We start from the raw sequence: 18,823 nt of genomic DNA on the forward strand, positions 1-18,823 counted from the left end.
TCGGAAATCTTGCCCACCAGAAGATGCACGTTGTAGATCATGTTATTGACCCAGGTGCCGCGCGTGTGCTGGTTGAAACCCATGGTCCAGAAGGAGGTGACCTTGACCTTGGGATCGGCATAGGCCTTGGCCAGCGCCTCCAGGCGGTCCTTCGGCACGCCGGAAATCTCGTGCGCCTTGTCGAGCGTGTATTCGGAGACGAACTTGGCGAACTCCTCGAAGCTGATTGGCGTGTGCTTGTTCGGGTCGCCCTTGGGCTTGCCGTCCGGGCCGGGATAGCCGTTGTTGCCGGCGGCCTGCTCCAGCGGGTGATTGGGGCGCAAACCATAACCAATGTCAGTGACGCCCTTGAAGAAGCCGACGTTCTTCTTGACGAAAGCCTCATTCACCGCCTTGTTCTGGATGATGTAGTTGCAGATGTAATTGAGGATGGCCAGATCGGACTGCGGCTTGAAGATCAGCTCGTTATCGGCCAGTTCGCAGGAACGGTGGCTGAAGGTGGAGAGCACGTGAATCTTGACGTGCTTGGCGGTCAGGCGGCGGTTGGTGATGCGCGACCAGAGAATCGGGTGCATTTCCGCCATATTCGATCCCCACAGGGCGAACACGTCGGCGTTTTCGATGTCGTCGTAGCAGCCCATCGGCTCGTCGATGCCGAAGGTGCGCATGAAACCGGTGACGGCCGAGGCCATGCAGTGACGGGCGTTGGGGTCGATGCTGTTGGTGCGCAGCCCGGCTTTCCACAATTTGGAGGCGGCATAACCTTCCCACACCGTCCATTGCCCGGAACCAAACATGCAGACGCCGCGCGGCCCTTGGTTGGGGTCTTTCAGCGTGGCCTTGACCTTTTCGGCCATGATGTCGAAGGCTTTTTCCCAGGAAATCGGCGCGAATTCGCCGTTTTTGTCGAACTTGCCATCCTTCATGCGCAGCATAGGCTGGGTCAAACGGTCTTTGCCATACTGAATTTTTGCCAGGAAGTAACCTTTGACGCAGTTCAACCCTTTATTCACCGGCGCATCCGGGTCGCCTTGCGTGGCCACGATGCGCCCTTCCTTGGTGCCGACCAGCACGCCGCAACCGGTACCGCAATAACGGCAAGCCCCCTTGTCCCAGCGAATGCCGTCAGCGGCGCGCTCTTGCGCCAACAAGGTGCCGGGGGCCGCCACACCGGCGGTCACCGCGGCGGCGGCCACGGCATTGCTTTTGATGAAATCACGCCGCGTCATTTTTACTTCAGACATTTTTCTCTCCTCAGATTTCGAAAAATTTCAGCTTCAACGTAACGATCAGGCCGCCACGGTAATTTCGGTTTCAGGTGCATCTTCTTGCTGGTGATACACCATCGAGGCCGACAACACCTTATCGAGCTGACTGACGATTTCGTAGCAGCGCACGGTTTCGCCGTCGGTTTGCGTTTCGATGGTGATGATGATCTTGCCCTCCGGCGACACCAGCGCCACCTCGACGCCGGGCAGTGCCGCAAGGGCGGCGCACACCGATTCGACATGCTCGGGATGCGGAATGACAATGACGCTGGACAGATTCATGAAACACCTCGGCAAGGCCGGAAAAGGCCACGGTTAGCGGATAGCTGGCATCCTAGTCAGGCCCGCCGGCGGTGCATACCCCTACCCGGCGCGGGGGTTAACTAGATAACTACGCCTTAAGAGGTAGCAGATCACTTACTCCGCTTTTTCCTTTCGTAATGAAATCAAACTCATGCACAATCCCTCCCTTGGCCGGGCGGCGCGTGGCGCTACACCCATTTAGATCATGACTACACCAAAATTTTTCCATGCTGCGCCTGCGCTCTGAGCTACTTTCCGCTTCCTTTCCGGCTTTACGCCATTCGGTGCTGCTGCGCATCGGGGCGCTCATGGGTTTTTTGGCGCTGCTGTCCATCATCTCCATCCTGATTTCCACCATGATTGCCGAGGACATCAGCGGCCGGGCAAGCGCAGTCAACGTCTCCGGATCTTTGCGCATGCTCAGTTTTCGTACTTTGAGCGAATTGCTGCAGCCAGAAAAACGCAATCAGGCGCTGGAAACCGTTCTGAAGATCGAGCGCCGGCTCCTCTGGCTGGAGCGTTTTGCCGCCAACAAATCCTCGCCCGACGCCCCTTCTGCCCGTGCTTTGAGCAATCTGCTGCTGCGCTGGGAAAACCAGATTCGCCCCCTGGAAATGGCCATTGCCAACGGCCATTCCGAGCAACTCTCGGCCGCCACCCGAGAAATTCCGGATTTTGTCGACGATATCGACGACATCGTACGCCTCATCGAAGACGAGCTGGAAAGCCGCGCCAAACTGCTGCGCGTGATCCAGCTGGGGCTTTTGGCGGTGATCGTTTTAATCAGCTCGATCACCATCTGGCTCTTGCATCACCATCTGGTGCAGCCGCTGGCGCAGCTTTTGCAAGCCGCCAAAACGGTGTCGCGCGGCTCTTTCAGCGCCCGCGTGCAGCACGTTTCCGCCGACGAGCTGGGGCAACTGGGACGCGCCTTCAACACCATGATCAGCGAAATTGCCAGCATGTACGCCCACCTGGAAGAAAAGGTGGCGGAAAAAACACAGGCGCTGACGCAAAGCAAGCAATCGCTTGAACTCCTTTACCGCGTCAGCCAGCAACTTTCAGCCAGCGACCTCACGCTCGATCAGCTGGAATCGATTCTCGCTGAAGTCGGCGAAGCACTGGCGATCGGCAACACCCTGCTGTGCATCAGCGAGCATGGCCATTTTCCGGCGCGCACGGTGATCGGCGAATTCAGCGCCGGCGAGGCCGAAGAGTGCTGCCGGCAGATGGATTGCCGCAACTGTTTCATCCGCTCGCGCCAGCCTTTGAGCGAGCAAGCGGCGCAACATAGCCTGGTGATTTTGCCGATTGGCGACAGCAGCGGCCAGCTCGGCGCCTTGCCCATCCAGCTGCCGCCAGGCACTGCCCTTTCGCCGGAAAAAGCGCGCATCGTGGAAACCGTCGGCCACCATGTCTCGAACGCCTTGCTCAACATGCGCCGCACCGAAGAAAAGCACCGCCTGGCCGTGCTTGAAGAACGTAACGTAATTGCCCGCGAGCTGCACGATTCGATCGCCCAATCGCTCAGTTACCTGAAAATTCAGGTCACCCGCTTAGAAAAATGCATTAACGAGGCGCGCAACCCGCAAGACATCCTGAGCGAACTGAAAACCGGATTGAGCAGCGCCTACCGTGAATTGCGCGAACTCATCACAACTTTTCGCCTGCGTATCGACGAGGGCGGTTTCCAGTCCGCGCTGGAAAGCACCGTGGCCGAATTTTCCAAAAAAATCGGCACGCCACTTAGCGTCAACAACACCATGTCCGGGCTTGTGCTCTCGGCCAACGAGGAGATGCACATCATCCGCATCATTCGCGAGGCGCTCTCCAATACCGAGCGCCACGCCCAGGCCCAGCGGGCCGGACTCGATATCGGCGTCGATGAAAGCCGGCGCGTTACAATCCACATCTTTGACGACGGGCGCGGCTTCGACCCCGGGGCCGTGCCGAGCAACCATTTCGGCACCGCCATCATGCGCGACCGGGCGCATATCCTGGGCGGCACGCTCGAGGTGGATTCCCAACCCGGGCGGGGCTGCCGCATTCAGCTGCAATTCACCCCGCAACACTACCGCCAGAACGATTCCGAGAGCACCGCATGACCGATACCACCCGTGTCCTGATCATCGACGATCACCCCTTGTTTCGCCGTGGCCTGAGCCAGCTACTCGAACTGGCACACAGTTTTAGCCTGGCGGGCGAAGCCGCCAGCGGCCAGGAAGGCATCGAGCTCGCCCGCCAGCTCGATCCTGACCTGATTCTGCTCGACCTCAACATGCAGGGCATGAGCGGCGTCGAAACCCTGAGCACCTTGCGCGACCTGGGCATCGAGTCGCGCATCATCCTCGTCACCGTCTCCAATGCGCCGGAGGATCTGGTGGCCGCCATTCGCGCCGGGGCCGACGGCTACATCCTGAAAGATAACGAGCCGGACGAAATGCTCGCCTTGATCGATGCCGCCATGCACGGGCAAACCGCCATCAGCCCGGAACTGACCAGCCTGCTGGCTACCGCGCTGCGCGAAGAACGCATCGTCGAACAGCGCAGCCAGGTCGCTCTGACCGAACGCGAAGCCACCATTCTCAAGCAACTGGCCGCTGGTCTGTCGAACAAGCTGATTGCCCGCGAACTCGACATCATGGAAGGCACGGTCAAGGTGCACATCCGTAACCTTTTGAAAAAACTGAAATTCCGCTCGCGTGTCGAGGCTGCGGTATGGGCCGTCGCCAACGGGCTGAGTTAGCGTGAAAGACAAAACACGCGCGCTATAATTGCGCCTCTTTTTTGCTGTCAGGTCGTCATCCATGTCACTACGCCCCGCGTTTCTCGCCCTTTCCCTCGCCTTTACTTTCAGCCTGCCCGCCGCTGCCAAAGCCCCGGCCAAGGCCAGCAAACCCGCTGCCAGCAAGGCCGCGCCGAGCGAACCGACGCTGGCGCACAATCTCAGCGACGAGCAAGCGGCGCGCCTGGCCGAGCTGATCGAGCGTTTCCGCGAACAAAGCGGCCAGAACATCAAACTCATGCGTCTGGAAAAAGACGACAAACCGGCCACCCTGAACCTGATCAACCGCTATCAGATGAGCGACACCTTGAGCCAGCCCAAGGATTTCGTGCCGCTGCACAGCATGATGAGCAAGGCCGGCCAAAAACTTTCCCTCTCCTTGCCGGAAGTGCTGCGCCCTGGCGTCACCGATGCGCGCGGACAGGTGGTGGCGCTGCCCGTCATTTACTCCACACCGGTACTGTTCTACAACAAGAACGCCCTGCGCAAGGCCGGCCTCGACCCGGAAGCGCCGCCGAAGACCTGGTTCGAAATGCAGGGCGTCCTCGACAAACTGCAAGCCGCCGGTTACGACTGCCCCTATTCGACCTCCTGGCCGGCCTGGGTGCATCTGGACAATGTCAGCGCCGTGTCCGGCACCCCGGCGGTGGATAACAAGGGCAACTTGAAATTCAACGCCTTGCCGCAGGTCAAGCACGTCGCCATGATGGCCACCTGGACCAAGGCCCGCTACTTCCGCCTGTTCGGCAACACCAACGAAGCCAGCCAGCAATTCCGCGACGGCCATTGCGCCATGCTCACCACCGATTCGCGCGAATATGCCAATTTCCAGGATGCGCGCGGCGTCGAACTCGGTGTCGCGCCCATGCCTTTCCACGACGACGTCTTCGGCGGACGTCGCCCCAGCCTGGCGAACGGCCCTTCGCTGTGGATCGGTGCCGGCAAACCGGCGGCAGAATACAAGGTCGCGGCACAATTCGTTTCTTTCCTGCTCTCGCCCAAAATCCAGGTCGAACTGGTGCGCCAGTACGGCGGCTTGCCGCTCACCGACGCCGCCCGCAAAGCTGCGGCCAGCGAATTGCTGCAAGACGGCCGGCAAATGCTGGAAGCGGCTTATCTTTCCTTGCAAGGCAAGAGCGACGATCCCGGTACGCGCCTCGTCAACATCGACCGCGCCCGCCTGATCGCCGACGAAGAACTCAATGAAGTGTGGACCGACAAAAAGCCTGCCAAGGCGGCGCTCGATACCGCCGTTGCGCGCGGCAACTCGGTGCTCAATGCGCATCCGCTCCTGAAAAAGAGCCAGCCCTTCTGATGTCGCACCGGTTCAGGCTGCCGCGCATCATTGCGCATCGCTGCGGCGGCAGCCTGGCCCCGGAAAACACCCTGGCCGGGCTGCGCGCCAGCTTGGCACGCGGCATCCGCGCCGTTGAATTCGATGTCATGTTAAGCGGCGACGAAACGCCCTGCCTGATCCACGACGAAACACTGGAACGCACGACCAACGGCCAAGGCGCGGTGGCGCACACCTCGGATGCACTGCTATTTTCCCTGGACGCCGGCCAAGGTGAGCGTATTGCGCGCCTGGCCGAAGCCCTCGATTTTTGCGCCCGGCACGACTTCTGGGTCAACCTCGAAATCAAACCTGCCGCCGGCACCGACGAGCGCACGGCCGCCCTCATCGCCGCGCAGCTGCCCACGCTCTGGCCGCAGGCAGAGCAGATGCTGATTTCTTCCTTTTCCTTGACGGCGCTCGCTGTCATGCAGGAAAAACTGCCGCACTACCGGCGCGGCCTGCTCTATGAAACCCCGCCGCCGGATTGGCTGGATCATCTGCACCAACTGGCTGCCAGCACCTTGCATTGCGCAGCCGCAGCCGTGGACGCCGCCTTGCTCGAGCAGGCAAAGGCGCACGCGGTACCGCTCCTGTGCTATACGGTAAATGATGCGGATGCGGCGCGCAGCCTCTTGCAGCGCGGCATCAGCGCCCTTTTTACCGACCGCCCCGACCGGCTGTCGAACCTCTAACCGGGTCTTTGCGCCCGCTTCTGTGAATAACCGCCATGCTCTACCCCCTGATTCGCCAATTTTTCTTCGCACAAGACGCCGAACGCGCCCACGGCATCGGCCTGTGCGGCATGTCCGCCATGAAATCGGCCGGCCTGCTCGGCATTCTCGCCAAACCGGCCCCGGCCTATCCGGTCGAAGTCATGGGACTGCGCTTTCCCAACCCGGTCGGGCTGGCCGCCGGCTTGGATAAAAACGGCGAACACATCGATGCGCTGGCCGGACTGGGTTTCGGTTTTCTCGAAATCGGCACCGTCACCCCGCGCCCGCAGGAAGGCAACCCGAAACCGCGCCTGTTTCGCATTCCGCAAGCCGAAGCCATCATCAACCGCATGGGTTTCAACAATGCCGGTGTCGATGCCCTGCTTGCTAACGTGCGCGCCGCCAATTTCCCGAAACAAGGCGGCATCCTCGGCATCAACATCGGCAAAAACGCCGTCACGCCGATGGAAAAAGCCACCGAGGATTACCTCGTCTGCCTGGAAAAAGTTTACCCGCAGGCCAGCTATGTGGCGGTCAACATCTCTTCGCCCAACACCAAAAACCTGCGCGAACTGCAAAAAGACGAAGCCCTCGATGAACTGCTATCCCGCCTCAAAGCGCGGCAAACAGCACTGGCTGAAGATCACGGCAAATACGTACCGCTGGCGCTCAAAATCGCCCCGGATCTCGACGATTTGCAGATCACGGCAATTGCCGATGCGCTGCGCCGCCACCGTTTCGATGGCGTGATTGCCACCAATACCACCTTGTCGCGCGAAGGCGTCGAACATCTGCCCAACAGCCAAGAAACGGGGGGCTTATCCGGCGCGCCGGTATTTGCCAAATCGACCGCCGTCCTCGGCAAACTCTCCCAGGCGCTGGCCGGAGAGCTCCCCATCATCGGTGTCGGCGGCATTCTCAAAGGTGCCGATGCCGCCGCCAAAATCGAAGCCGGAGCCAGCCTGGTGCAGGTGTATAGCGGTTTCATTTACCGCGGCCCGGAACTGATCGGGGAAATGGGCCTCGCCGCCGCCGCAGCCTTGCGTCAGCGTAGCAAAGGCTGATGACGACGGAGCTCATCGCGGCAATCGATGCACTCTTGCCGCAAACCCAATGTGGCCTGTGTGGTCACCCCGGTTGCCGGCCCTATGCCGAAGCCGTGGCGCTGGGTGCCGCACACAACCGCTGTCTGCCGGGCGGCAGCGCCGGCATTGCACGCCTGGCGCAACGGCTCGCCCGCCCCTTGCTGCCGCTTGCCGGAACCGAGCCACCGGCGCAGCGCGCCGAAATCGACGAATCCCGCTGCATCGGCTGCACCCTGTGCATACAGGCCTGTCCGGTGGATGCCATCGTCGGCGCAGCCAAGCAGATGCACAGCATCATCGCTGCCGAATGCAATGGCTGCGCCCTCTGCCTGCCGCCTTGCCCGGTCGAGTGCATCGACTTACCGGCATTGGGTGGCCTGGCTTCTGCGCGCTACAGCCCGGCGCGAGCGCAACATTATCTGCTGCGTTACCAGGCCCGCCAAATGCGATTGCTGCGCAAAAAAGCCGAAAAATCGGCCCGCATGGCCGCCTTCAGCCAAACTGCCGCCACGCCGAGCACGCATTCCGAGGCGGCACCCAATCCTGCCGCAGCGGCCAAAAAAGCCGCCATTGCCGCTGCACTGGCCCGCGCCCAAGCCCAGCGCGCCCAGGCCAAACCCCGCAATACCGAAACACTCAGCAAGGAGCAGGCGGCGGAAATTTCTGCCGTCGATGCCCGCCGTGCGCAAGCCGCACAAGCCACTGATTAGCCACAGGCCTTCAGGCCGGAGCATTCACCCTCCACACCGCCCTGAAGAACGGGTTTCAAACCGGAATCCGATGCACGATAACGCCGCGCCACCCCCGCCATGAATTTTTCTACCGACCCATCAAACATCAGCGCAAACATAAACGCAGATGCCTGCGTACCCGCCACCCTGGGCGCTCTCGAACGTCGGCTGGCGGCGCTGGGTGCCGCCCCGGCGCACCGTGCACGCCTGTTACGTGCCTGGCTGCACGGGCAGCCTCTCGATCACGGCCCGCGTAAACAGGCGGCCGAAAATTTCTTGCCCCTGTCCCTGCGCACGGCCTTGCCCGCACTTGAAGAGGCACTGAAAGCGCTGGCCCAGCCGGTTTCCGAACACCCCGGTAGCGACGGCACGCGGCTCTTGCTCCGCCTCTACGATGGGCAGACGGTGGAAAGCGTGCTGTTGCCGCGCGCCGGGGTGTGCATTTCAACCCAGCTGGGCTGCGCCGTCGGCTGCAGTTTTTGCATGACCGGGCGCAGCGGTTTATTGCGTCAGCTGAGCACGCCAGAAATGCTGGCCCAGGTTGTCTTGGCCCGCCACTACCAGCGACTGCGCCGGGTGGTGTTCATGGGCATGGGCGAGCCGGCGCACAATCTGGACAACGTGCTGGAAACCATACAACTGCTCGGCAGCCTGGGGGGCTTTGGTCATAAGGACCTGGTGTTTTCCAGCGTCGGTGACCCGCGCATTTTCGAGGCTCTGGCGCAAGGCCCGGTCAAACCGGCCTTGGCGCTTTCCCTGCACACCACCGATGCCGCGCTGCGCGCCGAACTCCTGCCGCGCGCCCCGCGCCTGAGTCCGCGCGAACTGGTTGACGCGGGAGAAGAGTACGCTCGCCGCACCACTTACCCGATCCAGCTGCAATGGACGCTGCTCGCCGGCATCAATGACAGCTTCGCTGAAATGGACGCTGCCGCCGACCTGCTCCGCGGCAAATATGCCATTCTCAACCTGATTCCCTATAACCCGACCGCTGCCCTCGCCTACCAACGCCCGAGCGCCGAGCACATCGCACAACTCGTACAGCATTTGCGCCAACGCGGCATCCGTGTCGCCGTGCGTCAATCCGCCGGGCAAGAAGTGGAGGGCGGTTGCGGTCAGTTACGCGCGCGAACGCTGGCGACACCGCCCGCCCCCATCAGCCGTTTTCGCTAAGGCGGCGCAATAGCTGGCCAAATTCCGTCGCCGCCTGCGGCCGACCGTATAAATACCCTTGCAGCACATCACAGGCGTGGGCCTGCAAATACGCCGCCTGGGCATCGCTTTCCACACCTTCCGCGACCACCTCCAGACCCAGCTGATGCGCCATGGCGATGATCGCCGCGGCCAGACGCGCGGCTTCGCTGGGGCTATCGTCGGGATTTTTTTCGTCGGTCAGGCGCACGAAACTGCGGTCGATCTTCAGGGTGTGCACCGGGAATTGATGCAGATAACTCAATGAGGAATAGCCCGTACCAAAATCGTCAATCGCCACCCGGATCTGCATGGCGCGCAGACGCTCCAGCACACTCGCCGCTCGCGCTGCATTGCGCATGAGGAGCGACTCGGTCAGTTCCAGTTCGATCAAATGCGGCGACAAGCGGTACTGCGCCAGAATGTCGGCCAGCAAATCCGGCAGCTCACTTTGCGCAAACTGTTGCGCCGAAATATTGACGGCGACCGGCAAAGCCTCGTAGCCCGCATCGAGCCAGGCCCGCTGCTGGGCACACACCGTGCGCAAGGCCCATTCGCCAAAACTGCCGATCAGGCCGTTTTCTTCGGCCAGCGGAATAAAGACCAAGGGTGAGATCACCCCTTGTTCGCGATGCCGCCAGCGCATCAGGGCTTCTGCGCCGACCAGGCGGCCGTCTTGCGCCGCCACCTTGGGCTGGTAATGCAGGAAGAGCTCGTTTCTTTCGAGCGCACCAAAAAGTTCGTTTTCCATCACCAGTTCGCCCAGCGTGGCGGTACTGATTTCGGACGAAAAATGGCGGAAAGTATTACGCCCCTCATCTTTTGCCCGGTACATCGCAGCATCGGCCTTACGCAACAATTCCGACACGCTGTCACCATCTTCCGGAAAGAGCGCAATACCGGCACTACCGCTCACCGTCAGCTCATGACCGGCCAAGCGGTAAGGCTGGCACAAACTGGCCAGCAGTTTGCTGCACAGATGATTGGCTTCTTGCGCATCGTCCAATTCTGGCAGCACTGCGACAAATTCATCCCCGCCCTGGCGGCTCAGGGTATCGGTCGGGCGCAACACATTCAGCGCGCGCTGCGCCGCCTGTACCAGCAATTCGTCGCCTACCGCATGGCCTAAGCTGTCGTTGATGTTTTTGAAACGATCGAGATCGATGAAAATCACCGCCAGTTGCTGCCCGTTCTGCCGCGCCTGCTGTATCCCCTGGCTGATACGGTCTTCCAGAAGAATGCGATTGGGCAAACCGGTCAGCGCATCGTGGTAAGCGAGGTGGTGTATGGTTTCCTCGCTTTGCTTGCGCTCGGTAATGTCGATGAACACACCGATGTAATGGGTCAGGGTGCCGGCGCTGTCATGTACGGCAGCGATCGACAGCCATTCCGGGTAGACGCCGCCGTCTTTACGTCGATTCCAGATTTCGCCCTGCCAGTGCCCACCTTCTTTGAGCATGTGCCACATGTTGCGGTAAAAACTCGGCGGATGCCGGCCAGAATTGAGCAGGGCCGGGGTCTGCCCGAGCACCTCCTCCACCGGGTAGCCGGTGATGCGGCAAAAGGCCGGATTGACGGCAATGATGCCGCCCTGGATATCGGTGATGATCATGCCCTCACCGGCATAGGTGAATACCTGCCCGTACAACTGCAGCTGCGCTTCAGCCCGGCGCTGCGCCGCGTAACGCTGCGCCAGATCGTCATGCGCCACCACCAGAGCGCGCCGGTCACGCTCCATACGCAACAAAGCGTAGAGCGCGTACGCACCAAGCAACAAGGAGATTACATAAAGCAGGCGGCGGTAATAATCCATTTGTGCCAGCGCCTGACGATAAACCCCCTGATATTCCTGGCTGAATTCGTCCAGTTGCGCCGCCGTCGGCGCGTGAATAATGTCATCAACCCGCCAGGCGAGTTTGGCCCCGCGCTGGATCAAAACCTGTGCATGCGCCAGTACGGAAGGCAGCATTTGGGGCGAATCCGCCGCCGCCTGGAGCTGACGCAATTCATTTTCAAGATGCACCATGTTGACCTGGTCACTACGCCGATTCAAACGCAAGGCCAGCAACTGCCTGGAAAAATCGGCAAAACGCTGACGCCCCGACCAGGCCGCACCGGCCAGTAACTGTTCGGCCGCCGCCGGGTAATACAGGGTGGAATTACGCACCACGGCATGGTCGCGCTGAAACTGATCGACATCGCGCAGCTTGCGCTGATGCACTTCGCGCAGGGTGGCCAGCTTGCCGTTCAAGCGCCGCGCCCCTTCTTCATTGACCCAGGCGGGCAACTCGGACAACAACTGCAAACTGGTATTGATCTCCCGCCCATGATGCTGAATGCCATCGTAGTTTTCGACCAGACCGGCATAGGCGGCGACGACCCGCGCATTCAACTGCTCATCGTGATGCTGCAGATTGTGCACGGCGCGCGCATAACGCAAATTCCCTTTGGCGTCGATCTCGCCGGCCTGCACGAACAACCAGGTGAGCAAAATTGCCAACGTACAGAACAGAAAAATTTTCCAGCCGCGACTGGCGCGCAGCACTGCCAAACGACTGCTCACGGCGTCACCACGCCTTCTTCCAGCTGCCCGCTGAGGGACTCCAGAAAGGCACCAATGGCGCGCACATCCTCTTCTGCCAATTCGCGTCCAAGCTGAAAACGCCCCATGACCACAATGGCTTCCGCCAAGGTCGCGGCCGAAGCATCATGAAAATAGGGCGAGGTCTGCGCCACATTGCGCAAACTGGGCACTTTGAAAACATGCCGGTCTTCCTCGCGCCCAGTGACGTTATACCGCCCCAGGTCGGCCTGCGTCAGCGGGCGCGCAGCAAAGTAATCGCCCATCACACCAAACTTCTGGAACATATTGCCGCCCAGCAGCACCCCTTGATGACAGCTGATGCAACCAAAATCGCGAAATTTCTCGTAGCCCTCCTGCGCCAGCGGCGACAAGGCGCGCGCTTCGCCGCCCAGATAACGGTCAAAAGCCGCCCCCGGCGTGCGCAAGGCACGCTCGAAACTGGCCAGCGCCTGCGCAATATTTTTTGCCGTCACCCCGTCTGGATAAGCGGCAACAAAGGCATCGCGCAACTCGCTATCGGCGTTGAGTCGGACCACCACTTCAGCCCAAGACGAGGCCATTTCGACCGGGTTATGCACCGGCCCCGCCGCCTGCTCTTCCAGCGTGGCCGCGCGGCCATCCCAAAACTGCACGAAATTCAAATCACTGTTGAAAACGCTGGGCGCATTGATGTTTCCCTCGGCACGCCCGACACCGAAAGAGCGCGGCAAGCCGTCGGCCCCAGCCAAATCGAAACGGTGGCAGGAAACACAAGCGATCGTCCCGTCGCGCGACAGGCGAGTGTCAGAAAACAGCCGCCGCCCCAGCGCCACGCGCGCCGGATCCAAGCCTTGCGCCCGCGCCAGGGGGCGCAAGGCGGCAAAACCGATATCGTTTCTTTCCCCCAGGGCCGGCACACTGTCTTCCAATGAAGCGCTCGACACGCCGGAATGTTCCCCCTGACCTTGCCATACCCCCCACACCAGCATGCCGGCAAATAGCAAAGCAACAAGGAGAAGCGCGCTTTTCTTCAACATGGCGGACAAAAATCAGGGCAACTCAAATCATCAAAACAGGATGTCCATGATAGCACCGGGGTTTTCTTGATTCACCTTAATTTCACCCCAAGCAATTGGGCGGCCAAATTCCCGATCGTCCCCCGCCCAAGACGCTCGGGTAAAATGCTGCCATTTTCTGACAGCGCACTTCTCGCGGCATTTCTCGCGGCATGAAAAAAACTGACATCGCATCGTTCTACACTCGCCTGCAGGAAGCCAACCCGGAGCCCAGGACCGAGCTATGCTACGCCAGCCCGTTTCAATTACTGATTGCCGTGATCTTGTCGGCACAGGCCACCGATGTTGGCGTAAACAAAGCCACCGCCCGCCTTTTTCCTGCCGCACCCGATGCCGCCGCCATGCTGGCGCTGGGCGTGGAGGGTTTGAGCGCTTACATCAACAGCATTGGCCTGTACCGCAGCAAGGCAAAGCACATCATCAGCACCTGCCGCATTTTGCTCGAACAACACGACGGCGAAGTACCGCGTAGGCGCGAAGCTCTGGAGGCTCTGCCCGGTGTCGGCCGAAAAACGGCCAGCGTGGTGCTCAATACCGCTTTTGGCCAGCCCACCATCGCGGTCGATACGCATATTTTTCGCGTCAGCAACCGCACCGGGCTGGCCCCCGGCAAAACCGTGCTCGAGGTGGAAAAAAAACTTTTGCGCGTCACACCGCCCGTTTTTCGTCTCAATGCCCATCACTGGCTGATCCTGCATGGGCGCTATGTCTGCAAAGCCCGCCGCCCAAGCTGCACCACCTGCCGCGTCGTCGACCTGTGCGCCTGGCCGGATAAAACCGCATGATGCACGCACACACCGCCGCACTGAGGCCAGCGCAACGCCCTCTGGAGATTGCCCATGTTTAACCCGAGCCGCGACCAGGTTCGCCAATTCTTCTGCGCTGCCTGGCAAAAATACTGCGCCCAACAGCCTTTATTGGGCGCGGAAGTCAGTGCTGCTGAAATTGCCGCGCGCCACCCCGAATACCACAAGTTGCTCGCCCACCCTGATCTCGCCATGCAGCAAGAATGGCGGCCAGAAGGCGGGCAAATGAATCCTTTTCTGCATTTATCGCTCCATCTGGCCATTCATGAGCAAATCAGCATTGACCAGCCCCCCGGCATCCGCGCGGCTTTTGCGGCGCTTTGTGAGCGCATGGAAAGGCACGCTGCCGAACATGTGATCCTCGAATGCTTGGGCGAAACCCTCTGGCGCGCGCAAAGCAGCGGTACCTCACTCGATGCACCGGCCTACCTGGAGGCCATCGAGCGCGCGGCGCGGGCCGACTGAACGCTCAGCCGGCGGAAGTTTTCGCTTTAGCCTTTACTCCATCTCTGCCGGCGGCAGCTGCTTCATCAGCTCTTCCAGGGTCGTCAGCCCTTGCGCCACCTTGAGCGCCCCAGAAATACGCAGGGGGCGCATGCCCTCACGAAAAGCCTGCTCGCGCAAAAGCGGAATTTCTGCGCCGGGGCGAATCTGGGCGCGTACCGCCGGCGTGTTGAGCAAAATCTCATACACCCCGAGCCGCCCGCTATAGCCGGTCATGCGGCATTCCAGACAACCGACGGCGTGATGCACATGCGTCGGTTCATTGGCTTTCCACGGATAAACCAGACTGCGCCAGGCCTGCCGCTCTTCCTCGCTGATCGGCGCGCTTTGCTTGCAATGCGGGCACAACGTGCGAATCAAGCGCTGCGCCATGATGCCGAGCAAGGTCGAACTGATGAGATAGGCCGGCACGCCCAGGTCGAGCAGGCGGGTGACGGCGCTGGGCGCATCATTGGTGTGCAGGGTGGATAACACCAGGTGGCCGGTGAGCGCGGCCTGAATCGCCATTTCGGCGGTTTCCAGATCACGGATTTCACCAATCATGATGATGTCCGGGTCTTGCCGCATCAAGGCGCGCACCCCATCGGCAAAACCCAGCTCGATCGCCGGATTGGCCTGCATCTGGTTGAAAGAGGCTTCGATCATTTCGATCGGGTCTTCAATGGTGCACACGTTCACCTGCGGCGTCGCCAGCTGTTTGAGCGTGGTGTAGAGCGTCGTCGTCTTGCCCGAGCCGGTCGGGCCGGTCACCAGAACGATACCGTTGGGCGCGCGGGTCATCTGCTGCCAGCGGCTCTGATCATCCTCGGAAAAACCCAGCGCTCGGAAATCGCGCACCAGCACTTCCGGATCGAAGATGCGCATCACCAGTTTTTCGCCGAAAGCCGTCGGCAAGGTGGACAAGCGCAATTCCACCTCCTGCCCGCCCGGCGTGCGCGTCTTGATGCGACCATCCTGCGGGCGGCGTTTCTCGATCACATCCATGCGCCCGAGAAGCTTGATGCGGCTGGTCATGGCAACCATCACCGGCATCGGAATCTGATACACCTGATGCAGCACGCCGTCGATGCGAAAACGCACGATGCCCAGCTCACGCCGTGGCTCGATGTGAATGTCGGAGGCGCGCTGGTCGAAAGCGTACTGCCACAGCCAATCGACGATATGCACGATGTGCTGGTCGTTGGCATCGTACTGACGGTTGCCCTTGCCCAGATCGACCAGCTGCTCAAAACTGGACAAACCGCTCGCCGACTCTCCCTTGGCCGTCGCCTTCTTGATCGATTTGGCGAGATTGAAGAATTCAACCAGGTAACGCGCAATATCGACCGGATTGGCCATCACCCGGCGAATGTCCTTGCGCAAAATGTGCTTGAGCTCGGCTTCCCACTCGCGCAAAAACGGCTCCGCCGTAGCGATCACCACTTCACTGGCGGTGACGCGCACCGGCAGGATGCTGAAACGTCCCGCGTAGGCGCTCGACATGACGTCGCCGACACCGCTGAAATCGATTTTCAGCGGATCGATGTGGAAGTACTCCAAGCCGCAGCGCTTCGCCAGCCATTCGGTGAGCACTTCCACCGTCAACAAACGGTGCCCGTGACGTATTTGCGCTTCGCCCAGAGCGATCAAGGGATGTTGTTTGCCGCCGCTGAGGCGGTACTCGATTTTAAAACGCTCTGCCTCAGCGGCCTCGAGCCAGCCGTCTTCCTGCAACCAGGCAAGAATTTCATTGAGAGTGAGACGATGCTCGTGGGCGGAAGGGGCTGTGGCAGGTGTCGACATGGCGAAACTATACCACCGGGGTTTCGCCTGCCGCTGTCAACGTCGGCGCAAAGGCTGCAAGAGCGCGCGCAAATCGTTGTGATCGATTTCGTACATCAGCGCCAGCAAGCGCCCCAAATCGCCTTTGGGGAAACCTGTACGGGCAAACCAGCCAAGATAGTGCCCCGGCAGGTCCGCAAGGCGGCGTCCCTGGTATTTGCCATAGGGCATTTCCAGGTCGACGAGACGTTGCAGATCTGCCGGATGCATGAATGAAACGGGGCTTGCGCCCCGTTGCTTTTATTTGCCAGACAGCGCCAGCATCAACTCATTGATGCGCCGCACGAAACCCGCCGGGTCTTCGAGCTGCCCCCCCTCGGCCAGGGTCGCCTGTTCCAGCAGCAGTTCGGCCCAATCGGCAAAACGGGTTTCTTCCGTTTTCAGGCGCGCCACCGCCGGATGCTGTGGGTTGATTTCGAGAATCGGCTTGCTGCTCGGCATCGGTTGCCCGGCGGCTTTCATCATGCGCGCCAGATTGCCCGACGGATCATGCTCGTCAGCCACCAGACAAGACGGCGACTCGGTCAGACGATGGGTGATACGCACGTCCTTGACCTTGTCACCCAGGGACGTTTTCACTTTTTCCAGCAAGGCCTTGTATTCATCCGCCGCTTTCTCGACTTCTTTCTTTTCCGCCTCGTCTTCCAGCGAACCCAAATCAAGCCCACCCTTGGCCACCGATTGCAGCGGCTTGCCTTCAAATTCAGTCAGATGGCCGACCACCCACTCATCGACGCGATCCGAGAGGAGCAATACCTCGATACCTTTTTTCTTGAAAATTTCCAGATGCGGGCTGTTCTGCGCAGCCTTGAAGCTGTCGGCCGTCACGTAGTAAATCTTTTCTTGGCCGTCCTTCATGCGGGCGATGTAATCGGCGAGCGACACGATCTGCTGGTCGCCATCGCCATGCGTGGAAGCAAAGCGCAGCAGGCCGGCGATCTTGTCCTTGTTGGCAAAATCCTCGCCGACACCCTCTTTCAGCACCGCGCCGAAGGTGTTCCAGAATTGCGCGTATTTTTCTTTTTCCGCCGCCTCTTCGCTGTTCGCCAGCCCTTCCAGCATGGACAGCACCTTGCGCGTGCAGCCGGAGCGGATGGTGTCGATGTCTTTCGATTCCTGCAGAATCTCGCGCGACACGTTGAGCGGCAGATTGGCCGAATCGACGACGCCGCGCACGAAACGCAGATAGAGCGGCATCAGCTTTTCGGCGTCATCCATGATGAAAACGCGCCGCACATAAAGCTTCAGTCCGTGCCGCGCATTGCGATCCCACAAATCGAACGGCGCACGCGCCGGAATGTAGAGCAGTTGCGTATATTCCTGCCGGCCTTCCACCTTGGCGTGCGTCCAGCACAGCGGGTCTTCAAAATCGTGCGCGACGTGCTTATAGAACTCCTTATACTGCTCGTCCTCGATCTCCGACTTGCTGCGCGTCCACAGGGCATTGGCCTGATTCACCGTTTCCAGTTCATCGCTAATGACCTGCTCGCCTTTCTCCTGATCCCAGCTTTCCTTTTGCATCAGGATGGGCAGCATGATGTGGTCGGAGTATTTGCGGATGATGGATTTCAAGCGCCAGCCGCCGAGCAGTTCATCCTCGCCTTCGCGCAGATGCAGAATCACGTCGGTGCCGCGCCCGGACTTATTCACCGGCGTCACGGTATATTCGCCTTCGCCCGCCGACTCCCATTGCACGGACTGATCGGCCGTCAGACCGGCGCGGCGGGAAATCACCGTCACCTTGTCCGCCACGATGAAGGAAGAATAAAAACCCACACCGAACTGGCCGATCAAATGCGAATCCTTGGCTTGGTCGCCGGTCAACTGCGCAAAAAATTCCTTGGTCCCCGATTTCGCGATCGTCCCCAGATGCGCCACCGCATCCTCGCGCGACAAACCAATCCCGTTATCCGACACCGTCAAGGTCCGCGCCGCCTTATCAAAACTGACGCGGATTTTCAGCTCACTATCGTCTTCGTAGAGATTAGCATTATGGATGCCCTCAAAGCGCAGCTTGTCGCAGGCATCCGAAGCATTAGAAATCAATTCCCGCAGAAAAATCTCCTTGTTGCTGTACAAGGAATGAATCATCAAATGCAACAGCTGTTTGACCTCAGCCTGAAAACCCAAGGTTTCGCTTTGGGTCTGCGTCGTTTCTGCCATCGTGGAACTCCCGAAAAAAATTAAGCAACTTGGCTCATATCGGGTTGGTTCAGGCGATTTCAAGCCTGAGAGAAGGAAATCCCCAAGAGAATTTTCTTGCCAAAACCAAAAATCCGCAAAAACCGTGGCGTAATCTCAAAATGAAAACTTCAACAGGCTTGAACGCGGATGCGGCGGATGACACCGATTGACGCGGATAAAAACAAATTGGGTGCGAATTGCTTACGAGTACGCACACCCGCCGAGTTGGGTGGTGTGCAATATAAAAAAGCACTGCTTTTGATCTTCATCCGCGTCATTCCGCGCGATCCGTTTTGATCCGCGTTAAGTTTTGCAGGTACTTTACTCTGGCAACCATTTTGCTTTGTAGACGCAAAAACCCCCGCCAGTGTTTCTAGCGAGGGTTTTTTATGGGGTGCCTGGCGGTGACCTACTTTCGCGAGCGAGGTGCTCACTATCATTGGCGCGTTGCTGTTTC

General features: G+C 60.0%; 16 protein-coding genes and 1 pseudogene. 9 read left to right on the plus strand and 8 right to left on the minus strand.

Annotated features, from left to right (window positions below; genetic code table 11):
* Both ACM62Q_RS10640 and ACM62Q_RS10645 read right to left on the minus strand, forming a co-directional pair.
* A partial coding sequence (locus ACM62Q_RS10640; protein ID WP_415036359.1) for a molybdopterin-dependent oxidoreductase occupies positions 1-1,244 on the minus strand: 1,244 nt, incomplete at its 3' end.
* Positions 1,245-1,289: 45 nt separating this feature from the next.
* Entirely contained in the window at positions 1,290-1,550 is a 261-nt protein-coding gene (locus ACM62Q_RS10645; protein WP_415036361.1) for a chaperone NapD, read from the minus strand.
* A gap of 248 nt (positions 1,551-1,798) precedes the next feature.
* Between ACM62Q_RS10645 and ACM62Q_RS10650 the strand changes: the two genes are divergently transcribed.
* From ACM62Q_RS10650 to ACM62Q_RS10680, 7 genes and pseudogenes are all read left to right on the plus strand, one after another.
* Complete coding sequence (locus tag ACM62Q_RS10650; protein ID WP_415036363.1) at positions 1,799-3,676, plus strand: histidine kinase; 1,878 nt, start codon at positions 1,799-1,801, stop codon at positions 3,674-3,676.
* A complete protein-coding gene (gene narL, locus ACM62Q_RS10655; RefSeq protein ID WP_415036365.1) occupies positions 3,673-4,317 on the plus strand; it encodes a two-component system response regulator NarL in 645 nt (214 codons plus the stop codon). Before ACM62Q_RS10650 ends, narL begins: the two co-directional genes overlap by 4 nt.
* A gap of 61 nt (positions 4,318-4,378) precedes the next feature.
* Positions 4,379-5,671 (plus strand): extracellular solute-binding protein, encoded by a 1,293-nt coding sequence (locus ACM62Q_RS10660; RefSeq protein ID WP_415036367.1) that lies wholly within the window; start codon positions 4,379-4,381, stop codon positions 5,669-5,671.
* The gene (locus ACM62Q_RS10665; RefSeq protein WP_415036369.1) at positions 5,671-6,384 is read left to right on the plus strand and encodes a glycerophosphodiester phosphodiesterase family protein; all 714 of its coding nucleotides are present in this window, start codon (positions 5,671-5,673) and stop codon (positions 6,382-6,384) included. Before ACM62Q_RS10660 ends, ACM62Q_RS10665 begins: the two co-directional genes overlap by 1 nt.
* Positions 6,385-6,419: 35 nt before the next feature.
* Positions 6,420-7,469 (plus strand): quinone-dependent dihydroorotate dehydrogenase, encoded by a 1,050-nt coding sequence (locus ACM62Q_RS10670; RefSeq protein WP_415036371.1) that lies wholly within the window; start codon positions 6,420-6,422, stop codon positions 7,467-7,469.
* A gap of 11 nt (positions 7,470-7,480) precedes the next feature.
* Positions 7,481-7,852, plus strand: a pseudogene (locus ACM62Q_RS10675) (RnfABCDGE type electron transport complex subunit B); the annotation flags it as partial.
* A 447-nt stretch (positions 7,853-8,299) separates the two neighbouring features.
* The gene (locus ACM62Q_RS10680; RefSeq protein WP_415036373.1) at positions 8,300-9,394 is read left to right on the plus strand and encodes an RNA methyltransferase; all 1,095 of its coding nucleotides are present in this window, start codon (positions 8,300-8,302) and stop codon (positions 9,392-9,394) included.
* Here ACM62Q_RS10680 and ACM62Q_RS10685 read toward each other — a convergent pair.
* Positions 9,378-11,975, minus strand: coding sequence for an EAL domain-containing protein (locus ACM62Q_RS10685; protein ID WP_415036375.1), 2,598 nt, complete (start codon positions 11,973-11,975; stop codon positions 9,378-9,380). The genes ACM62Q_RS10680 and ACM62Q_RS10685 overlap by 17 nt on opposite strands.
* Positions 11,972-13,012 carry a cytochrome-c peroxidase gene (locus tag ACM62Q_RS10690; protein WP_415036377.1) on the minus strand — a complete coding sequence of 347 codons (1,041 nt, stop codon included), beginning with the start codon at positions 13,010-13,012 and terminating at the stop codon, positions 11,972-11,974. The genes ACM62Q_RS10685 and ACM62Q_RS10690 overlap by 4 nt, the downstream gene beginning before the upstream one ends.
* Before the next feature lie 191 nt (positions 13,013-13,203).
* Between ACM62Q_RS10690 and nth the strand changes: the two genes are divergently transcribed.
* Positions 13,204-13,836: an endonuclease III gene (gene nth / locus ACM62Q_RS10695; RefSeq protein WP_415036379.1), complete on the plus strand. Its 633-nt coding sequence runs from the start codon at positions 13,204-13,206 to the stop codon at positions 13,834-13,836.
* Between the two features lie 54 nt (positions 13,837-13,890).
* A complete protein-coding gene (locus ACM62Q_RS10700) occupies positions 13,891-14,322 on the plus strand; it encodes a DUF1841 family protein (RefSeq protein ID WP_415036381.1) in 432 nt (143 codons plus the stop codon).
* A 33-nt stretch (positions 14,323-14,355) separates the two neighbouring features.
* Here ACM62Q_RS10700 and ACM62Q_RS10705 read toward each other — a convergent pair whose 3' ends face one another.
* The 4 genes from ACM62Q_RS10705 to ACM62Q_RS10720 all read right to left on the minus strand — a co-directional run.
* The gene (locus ACM62Q_RS10705; protein ID WP_415036383.1) at positions 14,356-16,143 is read right to left on the minus strand and encodes a GspE/PulE family protein; all 1,788 of its coding nucleotides are present in this window, start codon (positions 16,141-16,143) and stop codon (positions 14,356-14,358) included.
* A gap of 36 nt (positions 16,144-16,179) precedes the next feature.
* Positions 16,180-16,392: a DUF3820 family protein gene (locus tag ACM62Q_RS10710; RefSeq protein ID WP_415036385.1), complete on the minus strand. Its 213-nt coding sequence runs from the start codon at positions 16,390-16,392 to the stop codon at positions 16,180-16,182.
* Positions 16,393-16,422: 30 nt separating this feature from the next.
* Positions 16,423-18,345: a molecular chaperone HtpG gene (gene htpG, locus ACM62Q_RS10715; protein WP_415036387.1), complete on the minus strand. Its 1,923-nt coding sequence runs from the start codon at positions 18,343-18,345 to the stop codon at positions 16,423-16,425.
* 149 nt (positions 18,346-18,494) lie between these two features.
* The coding region (locus ACM62Q_RS10720; RefSeq protein WP_415036389.1) for a hypothetical protein at positions 18,495-18,823 on the minus strand (329 nt) is incomplete at its 5' end.

This window comes from Azonexus sp., from assembly GCF_047638095.1.
Classification (GTDB): domain Bacteria; phylum Pseudomonadota; class Gammaproteobacteria; order Burkholderiales; family Rhodocyclaceae; genus Azonexus.